The 23360-nt window shown below is 44.4% G+C and carries 27 protein-coding genes; 2 read left to right on the top strand and 25 right to left on the bottom strand.

Going from position 1 to position 23360, the window contains the following annotated elements; genetic code table 11:
* Positions 1 to 31: 31 nt before the first annotated feature.
* From bamB to trmJ, 18 genes are all read right to left on the bottom strand, one after another.
* Positions 32 to 1222 carry an outer membrane protein assembly factor BamB gene (gene bamB / locus FFR00_RS07750; protein WP_137672818.1) on the bottom strand — a complete coding sequence of 397 codons (1191 nt, stop codon included), beginning with the start codon at positions 1220 to 1222 and terminating at the stop codon, positions 32 to 34.
* A complete protein-coding gene (locus FFR00_RS07745; RefSeq protein ID WP_137672817.1) occupies positions 1215 to 1850 on the bottom strand; it encodes a tetratricopeptide repeat protein in 636 nt (211 codons plus the stop codon). Before FFR00_RS07745 ends, bamB begins: the two co-directional genes overlap by 8 nt.
* A gap of 13 nt (positions 1851 to 1863) precedes the next feature.
* The gene (gene hisS / locus FFR00_RS07740; protein ID WP_137672816.1) at positions 1864 to 3141 is read right to left on the bottom strand and encodes a histidine--tRNA ligase; all 1278 of its coding nucleotides are present in this window, start codon (positions 3139 to 3141) and stop codon (positions 1864 to 1866) included.
* A gap of 91 nt (positions 3142 to 3232) precedes the next feature.
* Complete coding sequence (ispG, locus tag FFR00_RS07735) at positions 3233 to 4324, bottom strand: flavodoxin-dependent (E)-4-hydroxy-3-methylbut-2-enyl-diphosphate synthase (protein WP_137672885.1); 1092 nt, start codon at positions 4322 to 4324, stop codon at positions 3233 to 3235.
* A gap of 15 nt (positions 4325 to 4339) precedes the next feature.
* The gene (gene rodZ / locus FFR00_RS07730) at positions 4340 to 5371 is read right to left on the bottom strand and encodes a cytoskeleton protein RodZ (protein WP_137672815.1); all 1032 of its coding nucleotides are present in this window, start codon (positions 5369 to 5371) and stop codon (positions 4340 to 4342) included.
* A complete protein-coding gene (gene pilW, locus FFR00_RS07725; protein ID WP_161985121.1) occupies positions 5361 to 6134 on the bottom strand; it encodes a type IV pilus biogenesis/stability protein PilW in 774 nt (257 codons plus the stop codon). The genes rodZ and pilW overlap by 11 nt, the downstream gene beginning before the upstream one ends.
* A 22-nt stretch (positions 6135 to 6156) precedes the next feature.
* Positions 6157 to 7275 (bottom strand): bifunctional tRNA (adenosine(37)-C2)-methyltransferase TrmG/ribosomal RNA large subunit methyltransferase RlmN, encoded by a 1119-nt coding sequence (locus FFR00_RS07720; RefSeq protein WP_137672813.1) that lies wholly within the window; start codon positions 7273 to 7275, stop codon positions 6157 to 6159.
* A 156-nt stretch (positions 7276 to 7431) separates the two neighbouring features.
* Positions 7432 to 7857, bottom strand: coding sequence for a nucleoside-diphosphate kinase (gene ndk, locus FFR00_RS07715; RefSeq protein ID WP_137672812.1), 426 nt, complete (start codon positions 7855 to 7857; stop codon positions 7432 to 7434).
* A 67-nt stretch (positions 7858 to 7924) separates the two neighbouring features.
* Positions 7925 to 9214, bottom strand: a complete 1290-nt coding sequence (gene pepB / locus FFR00_RS07710) for an aminopeptidase PepB (protein ID WP_137672811.1) — start codon at positions 9212 to 9214, stop codon at positions 7925 to 7927.
* A gap of 43 nt (positions 9215 to 9257) precedes the next feature.
* A complete protein-coding gene (iscX, locus tag FFR00_RS07705; protein WP_137672810.1) occupies positions 9258 to 9458 on the bottom strand; it encodes a Fe-S cluster assembly protein IscX in 201 nt (66 codons plus the stop codon).
* A 12-nt stretch (positions 9459 to 9470) separates the two neighbouring features.
* Complete coding sequence (fdx, locus tag FFR00_RS07700) at positions 9471 to 9809, bottom strand: ISC system 2Fe-2S type ferredoxin (protein ID WP_137672809.1); 339 nt, start codon at positions 9807 to 9809, stop codon at positions 9471 to 9473.
* Between the two features lies 1 nt (position 9810).
* A complete protein-coding gene (gene hscA / locus FFR00_RS07695) occupies positions 9811 to 11664 on the bottom strand; it encodes a Fe-S protein assembly chaperone HscA (RefSeq protein WP_137672808.1) in 1854 nt (617 codons plus the stop codon).
* 5 nt (positions 11665 to 11669) lie between these two features.
* Positions 11670 to 12188, bottom strand: coding sequence for a co-chaperone HscB (gene hscB, locus FFR00_RS07690; RefSeq protein WP_137672807.1), 519 nt, complete (start codon positions 12186 to 12188; stop codon positions 11670 to 11672).
* Positions 12189 to 12200: 12 nt separating this feature from the next.
* On the bottom strand, positions 12201 to 12524 hold the full coding sequence (iscA, locus tag FFR00_RS07685; RefSeq protein WP_137672806.1) for an iron-sulfur cluster assembly protein IscA: 324 nt from the start codon (positions 12522 to 12524) through the stop codon (positions 12201 to 12203).
* A gap of 17 nt (positions 12525 to 12541) precedes the next feature.
* Complete coding sequence (gene iscU, locus FFR00_RS07680; protein WP_137672805.1) at positions 12542 to 12925, bottom strand: Fe-S cluster assembly scaffold IscU; 384 nt, start codon at positions 12923 to 12925, stop codon at positions 12542 to 12544.
* A gap of 31 nt (positions 12926 to 12956) precedes the next feature.
* Positions 12957 to 14171: an IscS subfamily cysteine desulfurase gene (locus FFR00_RS07675; RefSeq protein WP_137672804.1), complete on the bottom strand. Its 1215-nt coding sequence runs from the start codon at positions 14169 to 14171 to the stop codon at positions 12957 to 12959.
* Positions 14172 to 14206: 35 nt separating this feature from the next.
* The gene (iscR, locus tag FFR00_RS07670) at positions 14207 to 14680 is read right to left on the bottom strand and encodes a Fe-S cluster assembly transcriptional regulator IscR (RefSeq protein ID WP_137672803.1); all 474 of its coding nucleotides are present in this window, start codon (positions 14678 to 14680) and stop codon (positions 14207 to 14209) included.
* 89 nt (positions 14681 to 14769) lie between these two features.
* Positions 14770 to 15501 (bottom strand): tRNA (cytosine(32)/uridine(32)-2'-O)-methyltransferase TrmJ, encoded by a 732-nt coding sequence (gene trmJ / locus FFR00_RS07665; RefSeq protein WP_137672802.1) that lies wholly within the window; start codon positions 15499 to 15501, stop codon positions 14770 to 14772.
* 173 nt (positions 15502 to 15674) lie between these two features.
* Here trmJ and suhB point away from each other — a divergent pair, with 173 nt between their 5' ends.
* Together suhB and FFR00_RS07655 are read left to right on the top strand one after the other, a co-directional pair.
* Positions 15675 to 16478 carry an inositol-1-monophosphatase gene (gene suhB, locus FFR00_RS07660; protein WP_137672801.1) on the top strand — a complete coding sequence of 268 codons (804 nt, stop codon included), beginning with the start codon at positions 15675 to 15677 and terminating at the stop codon, positions 16476 to 16478.
* A 99-nt stretch (positions 16479 to 16577) separates the two neighbouring features.
* Complete coding sequence (locus FFR00_RS07655) at positions 16578 to 17111, top strand: hypothetical protein (protein ID WP_137672800.1); 534 nt, start codon at positions 16578 to 16580, stop codon at positions 17109 to 17111.
* On the opposite strand, the gene FFR00_RS07650 is transcribed toward FFR00_RS07655, so the two are convergent.
* From FFR00_RS07650 to queA, 7 genes are all read right to left on the bottom strand, one after another.
* Complete coding sequence (locus FFR00_RS07650; RefSeq protein WP_137672799.1) at positions 17108 to 17377, bottom strand: hypothetical protein; 270 nt, start codon at positions 17375 to 17377, stop codon at positions 17108 to 17110. The genes FFR00_RS07655 and FFR00_RS07650 overlap by 4 nt on opposite strands.
* 1 nt (position 17378) lies before the next feature.
* The gene (locus FFR00_RS07645; RefSeq protein WP_137672798.1) at positions 17379 to 17750 is read right to left on the bottom strand and encodes a rhodanese-like domain-containing protein; all 372 of its coding nucleotides are present in this window, start codon (positions 17748 to 17750) and stop codon (positions 17379 to 17381) included.
* Between the two features lie 49 nt (positions 17751 to 17799).
* Positions 17800 to 18750, bottom strand: a complete 951-nt coding sequence (gene secF, locus FFR00_RS07640; protein WP_137672797.1) for a protein translocase subunit SecF — start codon at positions 18748 to 18750, stop codon at positions 17800 to 17802.
* 10 nt (positions 18751 to 18760) lie between these two features.
* Positions 18761 to 20614 carry a protein translocase subunit SecD gene (secD, locus tag FFR00_RS07635; RefSeq protein WP_137672796.1) on the bottom strand — a complete coding sequence of 618 codons (1854 nt, stop codon included), beginning with the start codon at positions 20612 to 20614 and terminating at the stop codon, positions 18761 to 18763.
* 28 nt (positions 20615 to 20642) lie between these two features.
* Positions 20643 to 20981 (bottom strand): preprotein translocase subunit YajC, encoded by a 339-nt coding sequence (yajC, locus tag FFR00_RS07630; RefSeq protein WP_137672795.1) that lies wholly within the window; start codon positions 20979 to 20981, stop codon positions 20643 to 20645.
* Positions 20982 to 21086: 105 nt separating this feature from the next.
* Positions 21087 to 22211, bottom strand: a complete 1125-nt coding sequence (gene tgt, locus FFR00_RS07625; RefSeq protein ID WP_137672794.1) for a tRNA guanosine(34) transglycosylase Tgt — start codon at positions 22209 to 22211, stop codon at positions 21087 to 21089.
* A 92-nt stretch (positions 22212 to 22303) separates the two neighbouring features.
* Positions 22304 to 23350 (bottom strand): tRNA preQ1(34) S-adenosylmethionine ribosyltransferase-isomerase QueA, encoded by a 1047-nt coding sequence (queA, locus tag FFR00_RS07620; protein ID WP_137672793.1) that lies wholly within the window; start codon positions 23348 to 23350, stop codon positions 22304 to 22306.
* Between the last annotated feature and the right edge of the window lie 10 nt (positions 23351 to 23360).

Genomic DNA, 23360 nt, shown 5'->3' with positions numbered 1-23360 from the left:
TCATGAGCCTTTTGTACACAATTATAACAACTTAACTGCGATCTAGCGCAATTAGCTTACCATTTCGTGTTTGAACGATAATTTTGTCGGAGGTTACCACAGGCGCAACATATAAGCCGCTTTTATCTACTAACATTTTGCTAGTAAATTCACCAGTTTCTCGGTTTATCCAATATAAGTAACCTTCGCTGTCGCCAACGATGATTTGATTACCGTCTATCGCTGGTGCGGTAACAATGCGGTAAGACAGCGCACCTTGGGTCCACTGTTCAACACCATTATTGCGCTCAATGCTATAAACATTGTCGCTCACATCGGTAACAAACAAGCTTAAGCCCGCAGTTGCTAAATTTTGGTAGGCTGAGTAACTACGTCTCCATTGCTCTTCACCACTGCGTAAATTTACCGACACAAGGTTGCCGTTGTACGCTACGGCGTATAGCTGCGAGCCAACTAACACCGGTCGACTATCTACATCGACAATGCGGTCAATTTCAGTAGAGCCTTTAGGCTGAGCGAGCTTGCTTTCAAATAATAACTGGCCACTTTCTAGCAAATACAAACCAATCTTACCGTCGCTGCGGCCTAAAATGATTGCACCATTAGAAATAACCGCTGCCGCTTTACTTCGTAATGACAACGAAGGTTGGTCGATTTTAATGTCCCACTTTTGCTCACCACTGTGCGCATCAAGAGCCACTAAATGACCATTGCTGGTCATCACCACTACCACACTATCTTCTACAGCAGGTTTTGCTAGTACTTCGCCAGACACGGCGGCTTGCCAAACAATGTCGCCTGTTTCAGCATCTAAGGCAAATACATCAGCATTTTCAGTGCCAAGATAAATACGTTTGTAAGCTGCAGTTAAACCGCCAGAAATACGCGCATTAGGCGTATTACCAGAGAAGCGATTGTTACTTTCAACTTTGGAAAGGTTTTGTTGCCATAGGCGTTTACCATTTAAGTCAAAAGCACGGATCTCGCCAAAACGGGAGGCAGCAAATACTGAATCGTAAGCCACCACCGGCGACAAGGCCGAAAAGTATTTCTCTACACCATCGCCTACTCGAGTTTCCCACTGCTTAGCCACCGTAAACTGGTTGCTAAACTCTGGCACTGGTGCCATTTGTACAACATCTTCTTCAGAGTTGAACAAAGAACAAGCTGACAAACCAACAAGTAAACAAGCTAAGCTGACACTACGCCAAGCTTTAACCATTTGCGGCCTCAACTTCAGTTAGGTCGTTCAATTTAAGGTTTACGCTAGGGTCTTGCTCTGCGGCACCGGCAGCGACTGCTGCTTGGTATGCTTGACGAGCCATCGCGTTTTCACCTTGTTGAAGATAAATATCACCTTTAATAATTTCAACAGTAGCCACTAGAGCTGGGTCACTAACCATCTCTAAACTTGCTAGCGCGTCATCAAATGCAGCTTGTTGAGCTTGTACACGTGCTAACCGTGTATAAACCATGCCTTTTAGCTCTTCTGGTGCGCCATTTAAAGCCAACTGAAGTTGTGTTTGGGCTTGCGCAAAATCTTCTTTAGCCACTAATTCTTTGGCTAACAACAAAGAAGCAAACACTGAATAATTCTTGTCGCCTTGATTAGCAGCGACATAATTAACTAAAGGAGTGAGTTCTTCTGAATTAAGCGCTAGTTGAGTAACAGCTTGCTCGTAGGCATCTGAAGCAGCTTCTTGCTGACTAACCTGATACTCACCAAAATATCGCCAGCCAAATACTGCTGCTAAACCTAATACAGAACCGCCGATCACTGATGTTCCATTCTTTTTCCACCAGTCTTTGATGGCTTGAACTTGCTGTTCCTCAGTAGAATAAATGTCCACTGTCTCTCCTTAACTAAACTAATACGGTATTAAGCAAAGCAACTAACTCAGATTGAGCGATGCACTGCTGTTGAATATCTTGACGCAGGTACTTAACAGTAACTTGCTGATTGGCTAACTCATCATCGCCGATGATTAGCGCTACTTTCGCGCCTGATTTATCAGCACGCTTAAATTGTTTCTTAAAGTTACCACCGCCACAGTGGCTCATCACCCGCACAGAGGGTAACGCATCTCGCAATTGTTCAGCTAATGAAAATGCTGCTCCAAGTGTCCCTTCTCCAGCATTGATCACATAAACATCGGCGCCTGTCGGTAAATCACCCAATAGTTCCAGCGTTTCCAACAGCAATACTAAACGCTCCATACCCATGGCAAAACCAACAGCAGGAGTGGCTTTACCACCGAGTTGCTCAACTAAGCCATCGTATCGGCCGCCAGCACACACAGTACCTTGTGAACCCAGGCTGCTGGTTACCCATTCAAATACGGTGCGGTTGTAATAATCTAAACCTCGTACTAAACGAGGATTTATTGTGTACTCGATACCCGCGTTATCAAGCAAAGAGCGTAATTTATCAAAGTGCTCTACGCTTTCTTGGTCGAGGTACTCATTTAAACTCGGTGCATCAGCTAATGCCGCTTGAACCTCTGGGTTCTTGCTGTCTAGTACACGTAATGGGTTATCGTACATACGACGTTTAGCATCTTCATCGAGCGCGTCTTTATGTAATTCTAAGTAAGCGATTAAAGCATCACGGTAGTTAGCGCGCGCTTCGTTAGAGCCTAAACTGTTTAGCTCCAGTGTAACGTGTTTTTCTAAGCCAAAGGCTTTCCAAAAACGCGCCGACAACATAATCACTTCAGCATCTATATCAGCGCTTGCAATACCAAACGACTCAATACCTACTTGATGGAACTGACGATAGCGGCCTTTCTGCGGTCGCTCATGGCGAAACATTGGTCCCATATACCAAAGGCGTTGCTCTTGGTTATACAGTAAACCTGCTTGATTACCTGCACGTACACAACTTGCTGTACCTTCTGGTCGCAGGGTTAAGCTGTCGCCATTGCGGTCGTCAAAAGTGTACATTTCTTTTTCAACGATATCGGTTACTTCACCGATAGAGCGCTTAAACAAATCTGTACTTTCAACAATTGGCATTCTAATTTCGTTGTAACCGTAAGCGGCAACCACTTCACGGATAACTGATTCTACCTTTTGCCAAGCAGGTGTATCACTTGGAAGGCAATCATTCATGCCACGTATTGCTTGTATTTGTTTAGCCACATTAATCTCGAATAAAACAGGTCAATAACTATTAAAGGCCCTCGATTATAGGGCCTTTAACCATAGAGGTAAATTATTTGCGGTTGCGCGACTAGCTAATGTTTTTAACAGCGATGCGCGAGCGTATTTTTGCTTCTAGCGCATCCACTAAGTCGTCGTTGTCAAAACGCTCTTTTTGACGCACGCCATCTTGGTAATAGCCGCTTTTTTTATTGCCGCCAGTAATGCCCAAATCGGAGATAAGCGCTTCGCCTGGCCCATTCACTACACAACCAATGATAGACACATCCATTGGCTCTACAATGTCTTCCAAGCGCTGCTCTAGGGCATTAACCGTGGCAATTACATCAAACTCTTGGCGTGAACAGCTTGGGCACGCAATAAAATTAATTCCGCGAGCACGTATTCGTAAGGATTTAAGAATATCAAAACCGACTTTAATTTCTTCAACGGGATCAGCTGCCAGCGATACACGCAATGTATCACCAATGCCTTGCGACAATAACATGCCCAAGCCCACTGCCGACTTAACTGAACCACTGCGCAAGCCGCCAGCTTCGGTAATGCCGAGATGTAAAGGTTGGTCAATCCGCGAAGCCAAACCTTGATAAGCACCAACAGCCAAGAACACATCTGATGCTTTAACGCTTACTTTAAATTGATCAAAATTAAGGCGGTCAAGAATATCAACATGGCGCATGGCAGATTCAACCAAAGCGTCTGGCGTAGGTTCGCCATATTTTTCTTGGAGGTCTTTTTCTAAAGAACCGCCATTTACACCAATACGAATCGGAATATTACGGTCTTTAGCGGCATCGACCACTGAGCGGATCCGTTGTTCGTTACCAATGTTACCTGGGTTTATACGTAAACAATCAGCGCCGTATTCAGCCACTTTAAGGGCAATACGATAATCAAAATGAATATCTGCAATCACCGGAATAGACACTTGCTGCTTTATCTTTCTAAAGGCTTCTGCTGCATCCATAGTAGGTACCGATACGCGAACAATATCACCGCCCACTGCAGCAATACGGTTTATCTGCTCAACTGTAGCAGCTACGTCGTCGGTGCGGGTATTGGTCATTGACTGCACGGTAATAGGCGCGCCTCCGCCTACAGGTACATTACCCACCATAATTTGAGTTGATTTACGGCGTTTAATTGGAGTTGGCTGGTTCATCATACTCGAAAGGTCTTAGTTGTTAGGTATTGTCATTCGCACCACTTTACCGCCTTTAAATGACGATAAATCGATGTTCTCTTGTCCGTATTTCACACTAACGCCAGCATTTGTGCCTAACACAATGCTGTAAGGTGCTGGACCACTCACTGACAGGCTTTGGCCTGCCTTTTTAATATCTGCAACTAGGCGTTTGCCATCGGCGTCGCGCACTTCCACCCAGCATTCATTGTCAAAACTCATGGTAAGCGCGGTAAAGTTAGCGGCCGGTGTTTGCTGTGTTTCTGCCGCCGCAGACTGCACTTGATTGACTGGCTCAACAACAGTGTTAAGTTCAGCAGATAGTGGTTCAGCCTGATCGGTATCGTTAACCGGAGTGTTCACCGTGTTAGCTTGCTCTGGTGCTGCTTCAGCTTGAGTTTCTACTTCAACAGGCTCTGTGACTTGCTCAACGCTCGCCGACTCTTCAGATACCGTCTCACTGTGCTGAGGTTCCAAAAAATTTTCTGATTGAGGCTCTAGTACATCTTGGTTTTCAAGAGAGGGGGCAATCGGATCTATTATCGGGCTGTCACTGGTTTCAACCACTGAAGGCTCAGGCGAATCAAACAAGCTTTGTTGATTTTTTTCTTGCCACCACCACATGACCAATAACACAACGATGCCAAAAGCCACTAAATAAGTGAACTTCATTAATCGGCTATCGTGAGTTTCTTGCTTAATACGCCCCGAAAAGCTTTGCATTTCAGTGCGCTGCTCTTGAGCATCATGTAGGTGGGTATAACTAGATAATACTAAATCTTCTGATACATTCAGCAAACGAGCATACGCTCGCAAGTAGCCTTTCACAAAGGTGGTAGACAGCCCACTATCAAAACTATCGGCTTCAATGTCTACAATTACCTGCAAACGTAACTTTAAGCGCTCGGCTACTTGGCCTTGGCTCAACTTAGCAGCCACCCTCGCCTCTTGTAGCATTTGGCCAGGGCTAACAACTTCAATGTCTTCGCTTAGCTCAGCTGGCTCAATTTCGGCTTTAATAGTCATTAGCTATATATCGTTTAGTCTGTTCAGATTTAGGAAATTGCTGTTGAAGCGTTAATCCCCAGCGCGCTTCTTCTGCGAAGTTATCAGCAGCGCTTTCTAGGCGAACCCAAGCAAAGGCACTCTCAGCAGTAGTTTGAGCCATACTATCATACCGTTGTAGATATAAGCGGGCTTGCTCTGGTTTATTTTTTTGCAGGTAAATCTCGCTCGCACCAAGCAATGATGCAGGACGACGAATATTGTAAGCTAGTGCACTAGTGAAGTATTTTAGTGCTTTGTCTAAATCGCCAGCATTAAGCGCACATAAACCGGCATTTTCATTAGTACCCGCCACTTGCACATATTCTGGATTAGCTAATGCTTGTTTGAATAGTGATTCAGCTTCATCGTATTTCTTTTGCTGACACAACATAGCGCCGTAGTTATTTAATACGTCACCATTTCTTGGTTCAATCGATTTTGCGCGCTTATAGGCGTCAAGCGCTCGGTCAGGTTGACGAACCCGCTGATAAAAGTGAGCTTGGGCAATGTACACATCGACCAAATTAGGGGAAAGCTCTTGAGCTAACTCAAGATTACGTTTAGCTTGCTCGGCATCGCCAGCTTCAAGGTAACGGAGTGCAAGGCTAATGCGGGTTTTTGCCGCTGCATTTTTATCAAGTTGATTATTTTTATTGTTTACTTCTTGGCCATCAACGCGAGTTTCAGTGACACAACCGGTCACTAAAAACACCGCCAAAAACAAGTACAACCAGCGTTTCATATCCATCCTACGATAAGGTTAGTTATTGAATTGTGACTGAAATTTCTTGCTGTTGCATCCGTTTTCTCATTGTTCTTTTGGTTCTGTCGACAACGTCACCCGCTAACTGCCCACAAGCGGCGTCAATATCGTCTCCGCGAGTTTTACGCACTACCACAGTAGAGCCATACTCCATCAACACTTTACTGAAGCGATCCACTCGGCTGTTGCTTGGTTTGGTGAATGGAGACCCTGGATATGGATTAAACGGAATCAAATTAATCTTACACGGCGTATCGCGCAACACTTCGGCAAGTTCGTGCGCTTGCTCCATTGAATCGTTAACGCCATTTAGTAACACGTATTCAACCGTTACCTTGCCACGGTTGGCATTAGACTTATCAATGTAACGCTTAACGCCGGCTAGAAATGCTTCAATGTTGTATTTATCATTGATCGGCATAATTTCGCTACGAAGTTTATCGTTAGAAGCATGTAATGAAATCGCCAAGGCTACATCTATCTGGTCACCTAGTTTATCTAAGGCAGGTACTACACCAGAGGTACTAACAGTAACGCGACGTTTACTTAAGCCGTAACCATTATCATCCAGCATCAGCTCTAGAGCAGGTACCAGGTTACTCAGGTTTAGCAGAGGTTCACCCATGCCCATCATAACCACGTTAGTAATAGGTCGCTTACCTTCAACACCCTTATGACCAATTACCTGTGCTGCGCGCCATACTTGGCCAATAATGTCAGACACTTTTAGGTTACGGTTAAAGCCTTGTTGCCCGGTAGAACAAAAAGTACATTCCAAGGCACAACCTACTTGTGAAGAAACACACAGGGTTGCTCGGTCACCCTCTGGGATATAAACCGTTTCAATTTCTTGCCCCGCCACCAACATAGCCCACTTAATGGTGCCATCGGCACTGCGTTGTTCAGTGCTAATTTCTGGCGCTTTTACTTCGGCCTGTTTTTTAAGCTTCTCGCGCAGCGCTTTATTTATATTGTTCATCTGATCGAAGTCGTCTACGCCAAAGTGATAGATCCACTTCATTACTTGATCGGCGCGGAAAGGTTTTTCCCCGATCTCTGCGAAAAACTTACGTAATCCGTCTCGGTTCAAATCAAGTAAATTTGTTTTATTTTCACTCATCGCTTAACTCCACGACTGACCATTTAAAAAAAGCGCCGAATTGTACAAATTATGACAACAGAAAGCCAGTTAATCTCGGCACTCAGCGTAAATAGCTAACTATTAATCAATCACCTTTTATCCGCTTATTAAAAAAGGGGCCTAAGCCCCTTTTTATTATCTTGGACAAATTTCATTGTCTTCAAAGAAATAGGCTATTTCTCGAGACGCAGACTCCGGTGAATCAGAGCCATGGGTGCCATTTGGCGGCATAGCCGTTCCAAAATCGTGACGTAAGGTACCTGCTGCCGCTTCTGCTGGATTAGTCGCCCCCAGTAAATCACGATAACGTTGTACGGCATTCTCGCCTTCAAGTACTTGAACCATGATTGGACCCGAGGTCATGAACTCAATCAAAGGTGCATAAAATGGTTTGCCGTCATGCTCCGCGTAAAACCCCGCGGCTTGTTCTTGCGACAAATGCAACATTTTAGCTGCAACTAAGCGTAAACCCGCAGACTCCATGCGAGCGTATATCGCACCAATCGCATCTTTAGCCACTACATCAGGTTTAAGTATAGAAAAAGTACGTTCTAACGCCATTTACTAGCTCCATTGTAAAATTAGTGATACCAGTCAATTGGTAACCTTTAAGAATGATAAAGTAGCTCTACTCGCTTAACAACCGTGAAATGGTACGAATACCGTGACCTTTTGCACCCGTTGCCCACAGTGCGTTACCCGATTTTTGGTAAGAACCCGACAAATCAAAGTGCAGCCAATTTTGTTCTGCATTTTCAACAAAGTGAGCTAAGAAAGCTGCCGCAGTAGAAGCGCCAGCCATGCCTTCACCAGAGGATATATTTGCTATATCCGCAAATGAAGAGCCAATTTGGCCTTTGTGAAATGGCTCCAATGGCAATGCCCACGCTTTTTCGTTTTCAGCCTTAGCAGCTTGTAGAGCTTGATGAACTAAGTCATCATCAAAACCAAACACCGCATTATAATCTCGGCCAAGCGCCATTTTTGCCGCGCCAGTTAGCGTTGCAGCATCAATAATTTTTCCAGGTTTTAATTCACTCGCGGCGATTAAGCCATCGGCTAACACTAAACGTCCTTCTGCATCAGTGTTTAGTACTTCTACCGTTACGCCGTTTTTGTAGGTGATAACATCACCCAGTTTGTAAGCATCACCCGACACCATATTCTCGGCGCAGCATAAAAACAGTTTCACGCGCTTGTTTAAGCCGTTTGCAATAGCCAATCCTAAGCCGCCAGTCACGGTTGCAGCTCCGCCCATGTCGCTTTTCATAATCGACATGCCATCAGATGGTTTAATGCTGTAGCCACCAGAGTCAAACGTGATGCCCTTACCTACCAGCGCAATAGCTACAGGCTCATCTGGGTTTCCTGAAGGGTTATAATCAAGCTGTAATATGGCAGGCGCTTGGCTACTGCCTTTACCTACTTGATAGGTACCAACCCATCCTTCTGATAATAAATCCTCGCCAGAAATGATGTTATGAGATACGTACTCTGGTGCTAGCTCAGTTAAAAACTTAGCTGCCGATTCACATAAGGTTTGAGGATAAATAGCCGCAGGGCCAAGGTTAATAGTTTTACGGGTCCAGTCTGCAGCTATTTTTAGCGCGTTAAACTTAGCCAGGTCAGCATCACTTAACACAACTATCTCTAGCTGGTTATCTTGCTTGGCATTGTAATACCCTTGGTAAAAAGCCCAACAGGCTTCTACGTCCCAACTGTCGCCAATAAAGGAAAGGTGTTTTAAACCTTGGGCATCCAGTTTACGGGCGGCTTTTTGAATATCTTGCAGGCGAGAAGCGCCTTGAGAGGTAACATGAACGTTTACTTGGTTGGCTTCAAAACTTATCAGCGCGTTATCGCCCCAGTGGGCTGCAGCTGGTTTTGCACATAATACGAGATCCATTACGGCGGTCATCAATACTTCCTCATTTGACTAATTGACAACAAGCCACCGGAATTTAGTCTAGTTCATCCATCCAGGCTAAAATAATTGCTTCCAAAATGCGCTCGTTGCTATGCTGGGGCTCGTCTTCAAAATCGTCCAACTGACAAACCCATTGGTGTAAATCGGTAAACCGAACTTGTTTCGGATCCTGCTCAGGAAATTGCTCGGCCAGTTCTATCGCTATTTGCTCTACATCTATCCAACGCAACCCCATTAGCAAGTTTCCTTAATGTTGTTCAGACACCATATTAATCGTGTATTTTGGAATTTCTACTACTAAATCTTCATCGGCAACTAAAGCCTGACAACCTAAACGTGACTCAGGCTCTAAACCCCACGCCTTATCTAGCATATCATCTTCCAGCTCGTCACTTTCTTCCAAAGAATCAAACCCTTCGCGAACAATTACATGACATGTAGTACAGGCGCACGACTTTTCACAAGCATGTTCAATGTCTATGCCTTCGCGCAATGCAATATCAAGTACGCTTTCGCCTTCTTTGGCTTCTACAACAGACCCTTCTGGACATAAATCTTCATTGGGTAAGAAAATCACTTTAGGCATCTTAAATCCTATCTACTAGCTGGCCTGTTAAAGCCTGTTTAATTGAATCATCCATTCGCCTTGCAGCAAAATCTTGGCTGATACTATCTAATCGTTTAATGGCTTGCTCAATCGCAGGTACGCTATCTTCGGCAGCTACGACAGCTAACGCGTCTACTGCCAGTTTAATTTGCTGACGCTCGGCTGCATCCAGTAATCGCTCACCACTTTCCGCTAACGCTGCGCTCATATCTTCAATAAAGCGAGCCGCTTCAACTTGTTGTTCACGCAACATACGCATCGTAACATCATGCTTTGCGTTGGTGATTGAATCTTTCAGCATGCGCGCCACTTCTGCATCTTCTAAGCCATAGGAAGGCTTAACTTCAACAGAGGATTGTACACCCGTTGATTTTTCCATAGCAGTTACCGATAACAAACCATCGGCATCTACTTGAAAAGTCACTCTAATATGCGCTGCACCAGCAGCTAAAGGCGGAATACCTTTAAGGGCAAACTTGGCGAGAGAGCGGCAATCATCTACTAATTCACGCTCACCCTGCACTGCATGAATAGCCATGGCCGTTTGACCATCTTTAAAAGTGGTAAATTCTTGAGCCCGTGCCACAGGGATAGTGGTGTTTCGAGGAATCACTTTTTCCACCAAACCGCCCATGGTCTCAATGCCCAAAGATAGTGGTGTTACATCCAGTAGCAACAGTTCACCGTCTTTTTTATTGCCTACTAAGGTATCTGCTTGAATAGCCGCACCAATAGCTACCACCTGGTCTGGATCAATATTCGTTAATGGCGGTTTAGCAAAAAAGTTAGCTACATCGCTACGTACTTTAGGTACCCGCGTAGAGCCCCCCACCATTACTACATTGTTAACGTCTTCGAGCTCAACCTCGGCATCGCGTAATGCCCTACGACAAGCGCGAATAGTACGTTTAACTAAACCTTCTATTAACTCGTCAAACAATTCACGACTAATAGAACCCTGCCAATGAAATCCATCAATATCTAATTCGATATCAGAGTGTGAGTGTTCCGATAGGTTTACTTTTACTTGGTTAGCAATGCGCGACAATTCACGTTGTAACCGGGCTGAACGTTGGCCAGTGATCTTTGCTTGCTCAGCAATCCACTCAACCAAAGCGTCATCAAAATCATCACCACCTAGTGCAGAATCGCCGCCAGTAGCGAGTACTTGAAACACCCCTTTTGATAAACGCAAAATAGAGATATCAAAGGTTCCGCCACCTAAATCATAAATAGCAATAACGCCTTCATCACCACTGTCCAAGCCATAAGCAATAGCCGCTGCAGTAGGTTCATTCAGCAGGCGAAGTACATGTAAACCGGCTAATTGGGCTGCGTCTTTGGTACCTTGGCGCTGAGCGTCGTCAAAGTAAGCAGGAACGGTAATTACCACACCATCAGGCTCGCCTTGTAAAGATTCGGTAGCGCGCTTGGCTAAGCTTTTGAGAATTTCTGCAGATACTTGAATAGGATTAACGACACCACTTACCGTTTTGATTTGAGGTGAGCTAGCCTCGGTAAAATTATAAGGTAATCCGCTAAGGTCGATATCAGAAATATCTTTACCTAATAAACGTTTAACAGAGGTAATCGTGTTATTAGGATCGGTCACAGCGTGGGCTTTAGCTGACTGGCCAACATCAACGCCTTGCGCATGATAACGGACAACTGACGGTAAAAGAATGCCGCCGTCATGATCAGCTAAAGTAACAGATTTACCACTACGAACCGTAGCAACCAGCGAATTAGTCGTACCTAAGTCGATACCTACTGCGAGTTTATGTTGGTGAGGAACAGCCGATTGCCCAGGCTCTGCAATTTGTAGTAATGCCATATAGATTAGTAATCTAAAATCTTCTCTTCGAGTTGGAGCAACTGCTGTTGCAAACGTGCATAGAATTTGAGCTTGCGAACCTGATCCGCAGCAAAAGTAAAATTTTGCTCATTGTAGGCTTTTTCAAAGCTAGAGCTCAAGTCACTTCGTTGCTGCTTGAGTAGCTTGGAAAAATCCTCAAGAGCTTGCTCAGGATCAGCAGCATTTTCGATTTCTGCTAGCTGTTCTCTAAGCTCCATTTGCGCCATCAAAAACTCGATATCGTTGATGGTTTGTTGCTCTCCACCAAGCTCTATGTCTTGCAGACTTAACAAATATTGGGCGCGTGAAAGGGGATCTTTCAAGGTTTGATAAGCATCATTAATTTGCGCGGCTTTTTGCATAACTTGAGCTTGATTCTCAGAGGCATCTGCAGCGAAATTATCAGGATGGTATTTCTGTTGTAGCTCTCTATAACAATCAGCTAAACCTTGCAGGTCTAGCTGATATGAAGGGCGTAGAGAGAATAATTCAAAATGATTCATAGCGTGTTCCATTTAAACGCTAAAACTCTCTCCGCAACCACACTCGCCGGATACATTTGGATTGTTAAATACAAAACCTTCATTCAGGCCCTCTTTAACAAAGTCCAGCTCAGTACCGTCGATGTACAACAAGCTTTTTTCATCTACGATGACATTAACACCGTGGCTTTCAAAAACTTGATCATCATCAGCGAGTTGGTCAACAAACTCCAGAATATAAGCCATACCCGAACAGCCTGAGGTTTTGATACCTAAGCGAACCCCAGCGCCTGCGCCGCGGTTATTCAAGAACTGGCCAACATGGGTTGCCGCTGATTCGGTTAGTGATACAGCCATAATGGATCCTTAAAGCTCTAGGCGTTTTTCTTTTTGTAATCTGCAATCGCTGCTTTAATGGCGTCTTCGGCCAAAATTGAACAGTGAATTTTAACGGGTGGTAAAGCTAGTTCTTCAGCAATATCAGTGTTTTTTAACGACTGCGCTTCATCTAAGCTTTTGCCTTTTACCCATTCGGTAACCAATGAGCTAGACGCGATAGCTGAACCACAACCGTAAGTTTTAAAGCGCGCATCTTCAATAATACCGCTATCGCTTACTTTGAGTTGTAACTTCATTACGTCACCACAAGCTGGTGCGCCAACCATACCAGTACCAATATGACTGTCTTCTTTATCTTCAAACGCACCTACGTTACGTGGGTTTTCGTAGTGGTCGATTACTTTTTCGCTATAAGCCATGATATCTCTCCAAATCCGTTAGTTATAATACTTAGTGGTGAGCCCACTCGACCTGACTTAGGTCCACTCCATCTTTAAACATGTCCCACAATGGAGACATCTCGCGGAGGCGGCCAATTCCTTCGTTAATCACTTTAATTGCGTAATCAATTTCTTCTACTGTAGTGAAACGGCCAAACGAGAAGCGAATTGAACTATGTGCTAGCTCGTCATCTAAACCTAAGGCTCGTAGCACATAAGAAGGCTCTAAGCTGGCAGAAGTACACGCAGACCCTGACGATACAGCAAGGTCTTTAAGCGCCATGATCAATGACTCACCTTCTACGTAAGCAAAACTTACATTTAGGTTGCCCACTACACGTTGCTCAAAGTCGCCGTTAACGTAAGTTTCTTCGATATCTTTAATCCCCGCCCAAAAGCGGTCACGTAAAGCATGGATATGTTCGTTGTCTTTCGCCATATCTTGCTTAGCAATAGCAAACGCTTCGCCCATGCCCACGATTTGGTGAGTTGGTAAAGTACCTGAACGCATACCACGTTCGTGGCCGCCGCCGTGCATTTGGGCTTCTAAGCGAATACGCGGTTTACGTTGCACGTACAACGCGCCAATGCCTTTAGGGCCGTAAACCTTGTGTGCAGAAAACGACATCATATCTACTGGCAAGGCTTGTAAATCAATTTCAATTTTACCAGCACTTTGCGCCGCATCTACATGGAATAAAATTTTGCGTGAACGGCAAAGCTCACCAATTGCGTTAAGATCTTGAATCACGCCAATTTCGTTATTAACGTGCATAATGCTCACTAGCACCGTATCTTCACGTAAGGCTTCGCTTAGTTTCTCTAAGCTAATTACGCCGTTACTTTCTGGGTCAAGGTAAGTGACTTCATAACCTTCACGCTCTAACTGGCGGCATGTATCAAGTACTGCTTTATGCTCAGTTTTACAGGTAATAATATGTTTACCGCGTTTGTTGTAAAAGTGTGCAGCACCTTTGATTGCAAGGTTGTTTGATTCTGTGGCACCAGAAGTAAACACAATTTCGCGCGGGTCGGCATTTACTAATTCGGCAATTTGGTTACGAGCGATATCTACCGCTTCTTCTGCTTGCCAGCCGAAACGGTGTGAACGTGAAGCCGGGTTACCGTAGATACCGTCTACGCTAAGGTACTGCATCATCTTCTCAGCAACGCGTGGATCTACAGGGGTAGTTGCTGAGTAATCAAGATAAATTGGCAATTTCATTAAAGTTCTCCGTTACTACTCGGTGAAAGCGAGCGTCATAAACTAATTTGTATCGTGTTGGTATCAACATGCTGAAGCTGGTCTTGGTTATGAGCAACATTTACAATTTGTCGCTCGCGCATCAAGCCGCCTAAGCTAATATTATCGAGGAAGTCAGCGATACGTTCGCTCAAGTCATTCCATAACGAGTGGGTCAAGCAAGGTTTACCACCTTGGCAATCTGCTGAGCCATGACAGCGCGTAGCGTCAATAGACTCATCAACTGCGTGAATCACCATACCCACTGCAATATCATCGGCATCCATACCTAGTCGGTAACCGCCACCAGGACCACGTACACTAGTGACTAAGCCATGTTTACGTAATTTTGAAAAAAGTTGCTCTAGGTAAGACAACGAGATACCTTGTCTTTCAGAAATATCAGCTAGAGAAACCGGCCCTTCTTCCATATGAAGAGCAACATCTAACATTGCTGTAACCGCGTAGCGTCCCTTAGAAGTTAAGCGCATATCCAACCCATTTATCGCGTGAACTTGGTCACAATCTTTCCATATCCGACTAATTTAGTCAAGTATAAAACCTAGTAAATTAGTCAGGTTTATTTTTCTGGTTTAGAGATGTGTTTATCATATGCAGTGAGTATCCCACGCATCACGTTAAGCTCTTGTTTTTCCATGCGAATACGGTTGAACATTCGGCGAACCTTTTCCATTACTTTACCCGGATGAGGTTTAATGATGAAGCCGCTATCGGCAATGCTCTGCTCAAAATGCTGATAGAAACGCTCTAGATCATCGGCATGCGGGTAGTCTTCAACGGGGCTTTCAGGATGGATGTTTTGTAGATCCAAAAAGGCCATTCTAACTTCGTAGCTTAATAGCTGAACCGCCATAGCAAGGTTAAGCGAACTGTACTCTGGATTGGCTGGCACACAGACATGGAAGTGGCATTGCTGTAACTCAGTATTATTCAAGCCGCTATTCTCTCGACCAAATACAATGGCGACTTTGGCCTCTTGGGCTTCGCTAGCCAGTTTTACGCCAGCTTCACGTCCATCAAGCATTGGCCAATCTAATGTACGTGAGCGAGCACTAGCACCGATCACCAATTGACAATCAGCTACAGCTTCAGACAACTCATTTACAATAGTGGTTCCGCCTAACACATCAGAGGCGCCTGCCGATAACGCTACCGACTTGCCGTCTATTTCGGCTTCTGGAGCAACCAAACATAAATCAGTGATGCCCATGGTTTTCATGGCGCGTGCTGCCGAACCAATGTTGCCACTATGGCTGGTGCCAACTAAAACCACTCGAACATTTTCCAACATTAGTATTACTTCACCCTAAATTTAATGCGCAGGATTGTAACATAGCCCTAGCGTTAGTCGCTAGATTGGAAAAAGTTTAAATCTGTTGTCTATAATAAATTGTGTTTGCGAACACTATTCACTATAATCCGGCGGTTATTTTTTATGTTCTTTCTACAAATTGGTGGTAATTCATGCATGCTATGCTAAACATAGCGGTTCGCGCTGCGCGAAACGCAGGTAAAGTTGTAACTCAAGCTTATGAGCAATTAGACAAAGTTGACGCAACGCCAAAGGGCGCTAACGACTATCTAGTAAACGTTGTTGCGGCTTCTGAAAAAAGCATCGTCGACACCATACGTAACGCTTTCCCTGAGCACTCTTTCGTGACAGAGAAAAATGGTTTGAGCAAAGGCACGGATGACGAATACCAATGGGTTATTAACCCACTGGATGGAGCCACCAATTTCATTAAAGGTATTCCCCACTTTGCTATATCTATTGCCTTACGTGTTCGAGGAAAAACCGAACACGGCGTAGTGTACGATCCTTTACGTAATGAGCTGTTTGCTTCTTCTCGCGGAAAAAGTGCTCAGTTAGACGGTTACCGTTTACGAGTAAATAAAACCAAAGATTTAGAAGGCACCTTAATCGCCACAGGTTTCCCATACCGCCGCAAGCATTACACCGAAAGCTACTTAGCCATGTTTGGTGCTGTTTTTGCTGAGTGTAGCGACATTCGCCGCAGTGGAAGCCCAGCATTAGATTTAGCTTATGTTGCTGCTGGCCGTCACGACGGTTTCTTTGAATTAAACCTCAAGCCATGGGAAGTAGCCGCTGGTGAACTACTGGCTCGCGAAGCCGGTGCAATTGTTGCGGATATCGCGGGTAATACAGATTTCTACCAAACTGGTAATGTTGTTTGTGCTAACCCTAAAGTACTCAAGCACATGCTTGCTACATTCCGCCCTCACTTAACCGACGCTTTAAAAGGTTAAGCGAAAAACCAATACTGAAAATAAAGCGGGCAATGCCCGCTTTATTTTTATCTGCAATGCCTCTACCTTATATACAAAGTATAAATTTAAGGTAACGGTATGAAATTCCTCTTTTCTTTATTGTTTTTTGTCAGCGGTATTGCCCATGCGGCGAACCTTACCGAGTCACAGTTAACCAGTTGGTTTAGTGCCAGCAAACAGCTACTGCCCGTCATTGAACAAATAGAACAAGAAAATACTTTCCAAGATATTAATAACCCGAGTCAGTTTGCTGATGAAATGGCGAGTCAATTAAGCCGCAGTAGTAAAAGTGATGAAGTGACAGCGATACTATCTAAACATGATTTAAACATTGAAAGCTGGGCACAAACTACTGAGCAAGTGGTATTTGCTGCCATGGCTGCTAGTACTGAAGACAATATGGCGCAACTTGAGCAATACAAAACCATGAAACAAGAGCTGCTAGATAATCCCGAACTAAGTGCTGAGCAGAAGCAACAAATGCTACAAATGTTTGAGGTTAGCGATCAGTGGATCACTCAGTTAGAAGCTGTTTCACAAAGCGATATAGACTTGGTTAAACCTCACCTTGATAAATTTAACCAAGAATTGGGCTGGGACTTAGACGACTAACTAGCCCCCAAATCGAAACTATCGGAACCTAGCTCGGCGCGCTCTAGTTGCAGCTCAAGAAAAGCGATACGTTTAGCAAACTCGCCTAACAAAGTATCTTTTATCTCCAACAGTTGCAACACTGGAGTAGGTTCGCGCCACTCTGGATAGTCATTTTTATCTTCAGCGTGTTGATAGGCTAAACCAGCTTGAGCTTTATCTAAGAAATAGTGAGTGTTTTCAGCTATATCGAAAGAGTGGACCGTTAAGTGACTAAGCTCGTCCATTTTATGCCCCTTCTAAAGGATAGTTAGCGTCTTTCCAACCTCGAATGCCACCATCCATAGAGATAACATTTGTATACCCCATCTTCACTAAGTTATCTGCGCTTAATGCAGAGCGAAAGCCACCACCACAATAAATCACAATCATACTGTCCAGATTTGGGATCAATGTTTCAACGTCACGTTCCAACACCCCCCGTCCCATGTATTGAGCGCCAGGAATGCGGCTCTTTTGCCATTCGTCTTGCTCGCGATTATCAATCAATTTGAACTCGAAACCTTGCGCTAGCCATTGCTGCACTTGGTGAACATCACATTCCTTAATACGCGTTCGGCAATCGTCAACTAAGGCTAAAAAGCGGGGGTTATGGGCCATGTTATCTTCTCCTTAAGAATAAAAAACCCGCCGAAGCGGGTTTTGATATTTACATGATGGGGTCTTGGTCGGCGCCTTCTTTCTCTTCCAACTCTTTGGGCATAAAGTCTTCTTTCTTAATACCTAAATAGAGCGCTAGCGTACTAGCAACATATATAGAAGAGTGAGTACCAATAAACACACCAAACAACAATGCTGTTGCAAAGTTATGGATAAGCTCACCACCTAATAGGAAGAGCGAAATCAATACCATAATGGTAGTTAATGACGTCACAATAGTTCGGTTAAAGGTTTGAGTTAACGATACATCGATAATCTCTTCCGGGTCGCCCTTACGTAACTTACGGAAGTTTTCCCTAATCCTATCGGATACAACAATGGTATCGTTCAAGGAGTAACCCACTACCGTCAACAAGGCGGCGATTACCGTTAGATCAAACTCTAACTGTAACAACGAGAACAAGCCCAATGTTGCGATAACATCGTGTGCCAAGGCTAATACAGCACCTAGTGCCATACGCCACTCAAAGCGCATTGCAACGTAAAGTAAAATACAACCTAACGCGGCAATAATGGCTAAACCACCCTGCTCTGCTAGCTCTTTACCTACCGTAGGCCCTACGTATTCGATACGGCGCATTTCAACGTCGGCATCTACTTCAGAGCGCAGCAAACCCATAATGCTATCGCCAAGGTGTTCGCTATCAACACCTTGGCGCGGCATCATACGCAACAATACTTGGGTTTGTGACCCAAAGTACTGAGCGACAATATCTGGGTAGCTATTGTTGTTCATTACGTCACGGACTTCAGTAAGATCAGCAGGTTGTGAGAACTCTACTTCAATTAAGGTACCGCCAGTAAAGTCTAAGCCCCAGTTGATTTTGTTAATCGCTAAACTTGCTACAGAGGCAATCATTAGCAATACGGTAAACCAAATAAATGGTTTTCGGTGCGACATAAAACGCACAGTGTCTTTAGGTTTAAACAAATAAAACACGTCGTCGCTCCTAGATAGACAATTTGTCTATTTTCTTACCGCCCCAAACCAAGTTAACCACCACACGGGTGCCAACAATAGCGGTAAACATCGAAGTGGCAATACCAATAGCTAGCGTTACCGCAAAGCCTTTTACAGCACCCGTACCAATCGCAAACAAGATAAGCGCGGTAATAAAGGTGGTGATGTTAGCATCAGAAATAGTTGAAAGCGCGTTGCTATAACCGTGGTGAATAGCCTGCTGAGGACTGCGTCCATCTTTTAGCTCTTCACGAATACGTTCAAAAATAAGCACGTTGGCATCAACCGCCATACCTACGGTAAGAACAATACCCGCCATACCCGGTAAGGTGAGTGTTGCGCCTGGTATCATCGACATAAAGCCAATAATTACCCCTACGTTCGCCACTAAGGCTAAGTCGGCCACTAAACCAAATTTACGGTAGTACAAAGGCATAAATACAAGCAGCGCCAACAAGCCCATCACAATGGCCATAAAGCCTTTGTCGATGTTGTCTTGACCCAAGCTTGGACCTACGGTGCGTTCTTCAACAATTTGAATCGGTGCAATCAAGGCACCAGCACGTAATAGCAAGGCTAAATTTTGCGCTTCTGAAGGCGAATCAATACCGGTAATACGGAAGCTTCGGCCTAAACGAGACTGAATAGTCGCAACGTTAATCACTTCTTCTTGGCGCTGTAATATTGATTTACCTTCGGCATCTTTCTCACCGGTAGGTTTGTATTCAATAAACAGAGTAGCCATAGATTGGCCAACATTGTCTTTAGTAAAGCCAGCCATTTTACTGCCACCTTGGCTATCAAGGCTGATATTTACTTGTGGGCGACTGTATTCATCAAAACCAGATTGAGCACCAACAATATGGTCACCGGTTAAAATGACTTGATTGCGTAATACTACTGGCGAACCGTCGACACGCTTAGCTAACTGAGAACCAGGAGGAACACGACCAGCCGCGGCATCACGTAAATCGGCGTCAGTATTTACCATTCTAAATTCAAGCGTAGCGGTAGCACCTAAAATCTCTTTGGCGCGCGCAGTGTCTTGAACACCTGGCAACTGAACAACAATACGTTCTGAACCTTGACGCTGCACTTGTGGCTCAGCAACACCTAACTCATTTACCCGGTTACGGATAATGGTAATGTTTTGCTGAAGTGCATAATCACGAGTTTCTTTTAGTTTAGCTTCTGTCATTTTAGCGCTTAGACGGAATTGGTCGCCTTGGCTAGCATCACTAAACTGGTACTCGTTATATTTGCGGTCTAAGAAACTAATCGCTTTATCAAGGGTTGCTTCATCACGAAAACGAACCACTACCGCGTCACCTTGCGCGCGAACCCCTGCATAACGCAGTTTTTCTTCGCGTAAGTCACTACGAAAATCTTGAATCATGCCTTCTTGCGCTTTGCTTATCGCAGCGTCCATATCCACTTCCATTAAGAAGTGAACACCACCACGTAAGTCCAAGCCCAATTTAAGTGGGGCTGCGCCAATGGCATCTAACCAACCCGGTGTAGCGGGGGCAAGGTTTAAGGCAACAATGTAATCATCACCTAACAAATCATGTAATAAGCTCTTTACTTTAAGTTGGTCGGCATCGTTACGTAAGCGTACTAACGCCAATCCATCTTCAAAGCCAACCGAGCGAAAGTCGATAGATTGTGCTGTTAGGTGGTTGCGAATATTATCTAGTTGGGCAAGCTCTACTTGAGCGCCCCGAGTGCCAGAAACTTGTACGGCAGGATCCTCACCGTATAAGTTTGGCATGGCGTAAAGAAAACCGATGGCAATCAAAGCGACCACCATCACATTCTTCCACCAAGGGTATCTATTTAACAAAATCTTATCCCTAGTGACCGAGTTACAACTACAGAGACTTCAACGTGCCCTTTGGCAAAACCGCTGAAACAAAGTCCTTTTTAAGTGTAACTGTTGTGTCATCACTTAGGCTTAACTGGAAGTAGTCGTTTTCTTCAGAAATCTTAATGATTTTACCGACTAAACCACCCGTTGTTAGCACTTCGTCACCTTTCGATAACGAGGTCATCAAGTTTTTATGCTCTTTTACACGCTTAGATTGTGGGCGGTAAATCATGAAGTAGAAAATCACCGCAAAGATGACCATCATGAAAATCAGTTCCATGCCGCCGCCAGCTGATGATGCTGCGCCGCCTTCGGCGAATGCTGGAGAAATAAATAGGCTCATTGTTACCCTCACTAAAAAATTAAAAAACTTAAGATTAAAATACAACTATCTTATTAAATGGAGACTGACCGAGCAAAAACAAGGCTTTGCTTGGTCAATCGGGTATTATTCCGCCAAAGGTGGTACTTCGCGACCCAATTTGGCGTAAAAATCTGCTACAAAATCGTCAAACTTACCAGCGGCAACCGCTTCTCGTATACCTTCCATCACACGCTGGTAGTAACGCAAGTTATGAATGGTATTCAAACGAGCGCCAAGGATTTCATTACACTTATCTAAATGATGCAAGTAGGAACGAGAATAATTTTGACAAGTATAACAATCACACTCTTTATCTAGTGGATTAGTGTCCTCTCGATGACGTGCATTACGAATTTTAACCACGCCTTCGCCAGTGAAAAGGTGGCCATTTCGCGCGTTACGGGTTGGCATTACACAGTCAAACATATCTACACCACGGCGTACACCTTCCACCAAATCTTCTGGTTTACCCACCCCCATTAAATAACGAGGCTTATCGGCAGGTACTTTATGTGCAACATAATCCAAAATACGGTGCATATCTTCTTTAGGTTCGCCTACAGCTAAACCACCAATGGCGTAACCGTCAAAGCCAATGTTAGTTAAGCCTTCTAGGGAAACATCACGCAGGTGTTCGTAAACACCACCTTGAATAATCCCAAACAGCGCATTTTTGTTGTTGAGCTCATCGTGACGCTGACGCGAACGCGCGGCCCAACGCAAAGACATTTGCATTGATTTATCCGCTTCTGCTTCAGTCGCCGGATAAGGCGTACATTCGTCAAAAATCATCACAATGTCTGACCCCAAGTCGTTTTGAATTTCCATCGACTTTTCAGGGGTCAAGAAAATCTTATCGCCATTTACAGGATTGCGAAAATGCACACCTTCTTCGGTGATATTGCGAATATCACCCAAGCTAAATACTTGGAAGCCACCAGAGTCGGTAAGAATAGGCCCCTGCCAGTTCATAAAGTCATGCAAGTCGCCGTGGGCTTTCATCACTTCTTGACCAGGACGTAGCCACAAGTGAAAAGTATTACCTAGTAAGATTTCTGCACCGGTTTCACTCACCTCTTCAGGTGTCATGCCTTTAACGGTGCCGTAAGTTCCTACAGGCATGAATGCTGGCGTTTCTACGCTACCGCGTTCAAATTCTAAACGACCGCGACGGGCTTTACCGTCTTGAGCCAATAATTGGTATTTCATAGTTCACCTCAGATCGGAAAAACAGTCCGATTCAGATTGAGTTAGTGTGTTGTTTTACAATGTTGATTTAAGCTAATTCAACATAGGTCTTGTTATGCGTCTTTACGGGTAATGAACATGGCATCACCGTAACTAAAGAAGCGATATTGATTGTCGATTGCTGCTTGATAAGCTTGAGTAACATGATCTTTACCGGCAAAAGCCGATACCAGCATAATTAGCGTGGATTCCGGTAAATGAAAATTAGTCACCATGGCGTCTACCACTTCAAATTGATAGCCAGGAAAGATAAAAATATCGGTCTCAGCTGCATAGGCCTGCAACTCTACACCTTTTGATTTGGCATCTTTAGCGGCGCTCTCCAGAGAGCGAACCGAAGTTGTACCTACAGCAATGACTCTGCCACCAGCCGCTTTAGCCTTGGCAATTTTACTCACTACTTCTTGACCAACTTCGGCGTACTCTGAATGCATCACATGCTCATCAACCGATTCAACTTTTACTGGCTGAAAAGTTCCTGCGCCAACATGTAAAGTGACAAAAGCAGTGTCTGCCCCTTTATCTTTTATTTGTTGCATCAATGCATCGTCGAAATGCAATCCAGCAGTAGGTGCAGCAACAGCGCCGGGCTTTTCGTTATAAACCGTTTGGTAGCGTTCTTTATCTGCATCTTCATCAGGGCGGTCAATATAGGGAGGAAGCGGCATGTGGCCATAACTCTCTAATAGCTCTAACACAGTTCGAGTATCGTCAAAGCGCAACTCAAACAAGGCGTCGTGGCGTGCAATCATAGTTGCATCAAAAGCATCAGCTAAACGCAGTTGATTGCCAGGTTTAGGTGATTTAGAGCAGCGAACATGCGCAAGCACGCGGCGATCGTCTAATACGCGCTCGATTAATACTTCTAATTTACCACCAGTGGATTTTTGGCCAAATAAACGCGCCGGAATAACCCGAGTATTGTTAAACACCAAAAGATCATTTTCTTGAATATGATCGAGTAAATCAGGAAATTGCTGATGCTGTAACTCACCAGAGTTGCCATTTAGGTAAAGTAAACGACTGTCACGGCGTTGCTGTTTTGGGTATCGAGCAATTAGCTCATCAGGAAGATCAAAAGAAAAATCGGCAACACGCATGGGACTCAAA

It is taken from the genome of Agarivorans sp. Toyoura001 (assembly GCF_005405585.1).
In the GTDB taxonomy this organism is placed as follows: domain Bacteria; phylum Pseudomonadota; class Gammaproteobacteria; order Enterobacterales; family Celerinatantimonadaceae; genus Agarivorans.
The sequence above is the reverse complement of the archived record's forward strand: the minus strand, read 5'-3'. Positions and strand labels throughout refer to the sequence as shown.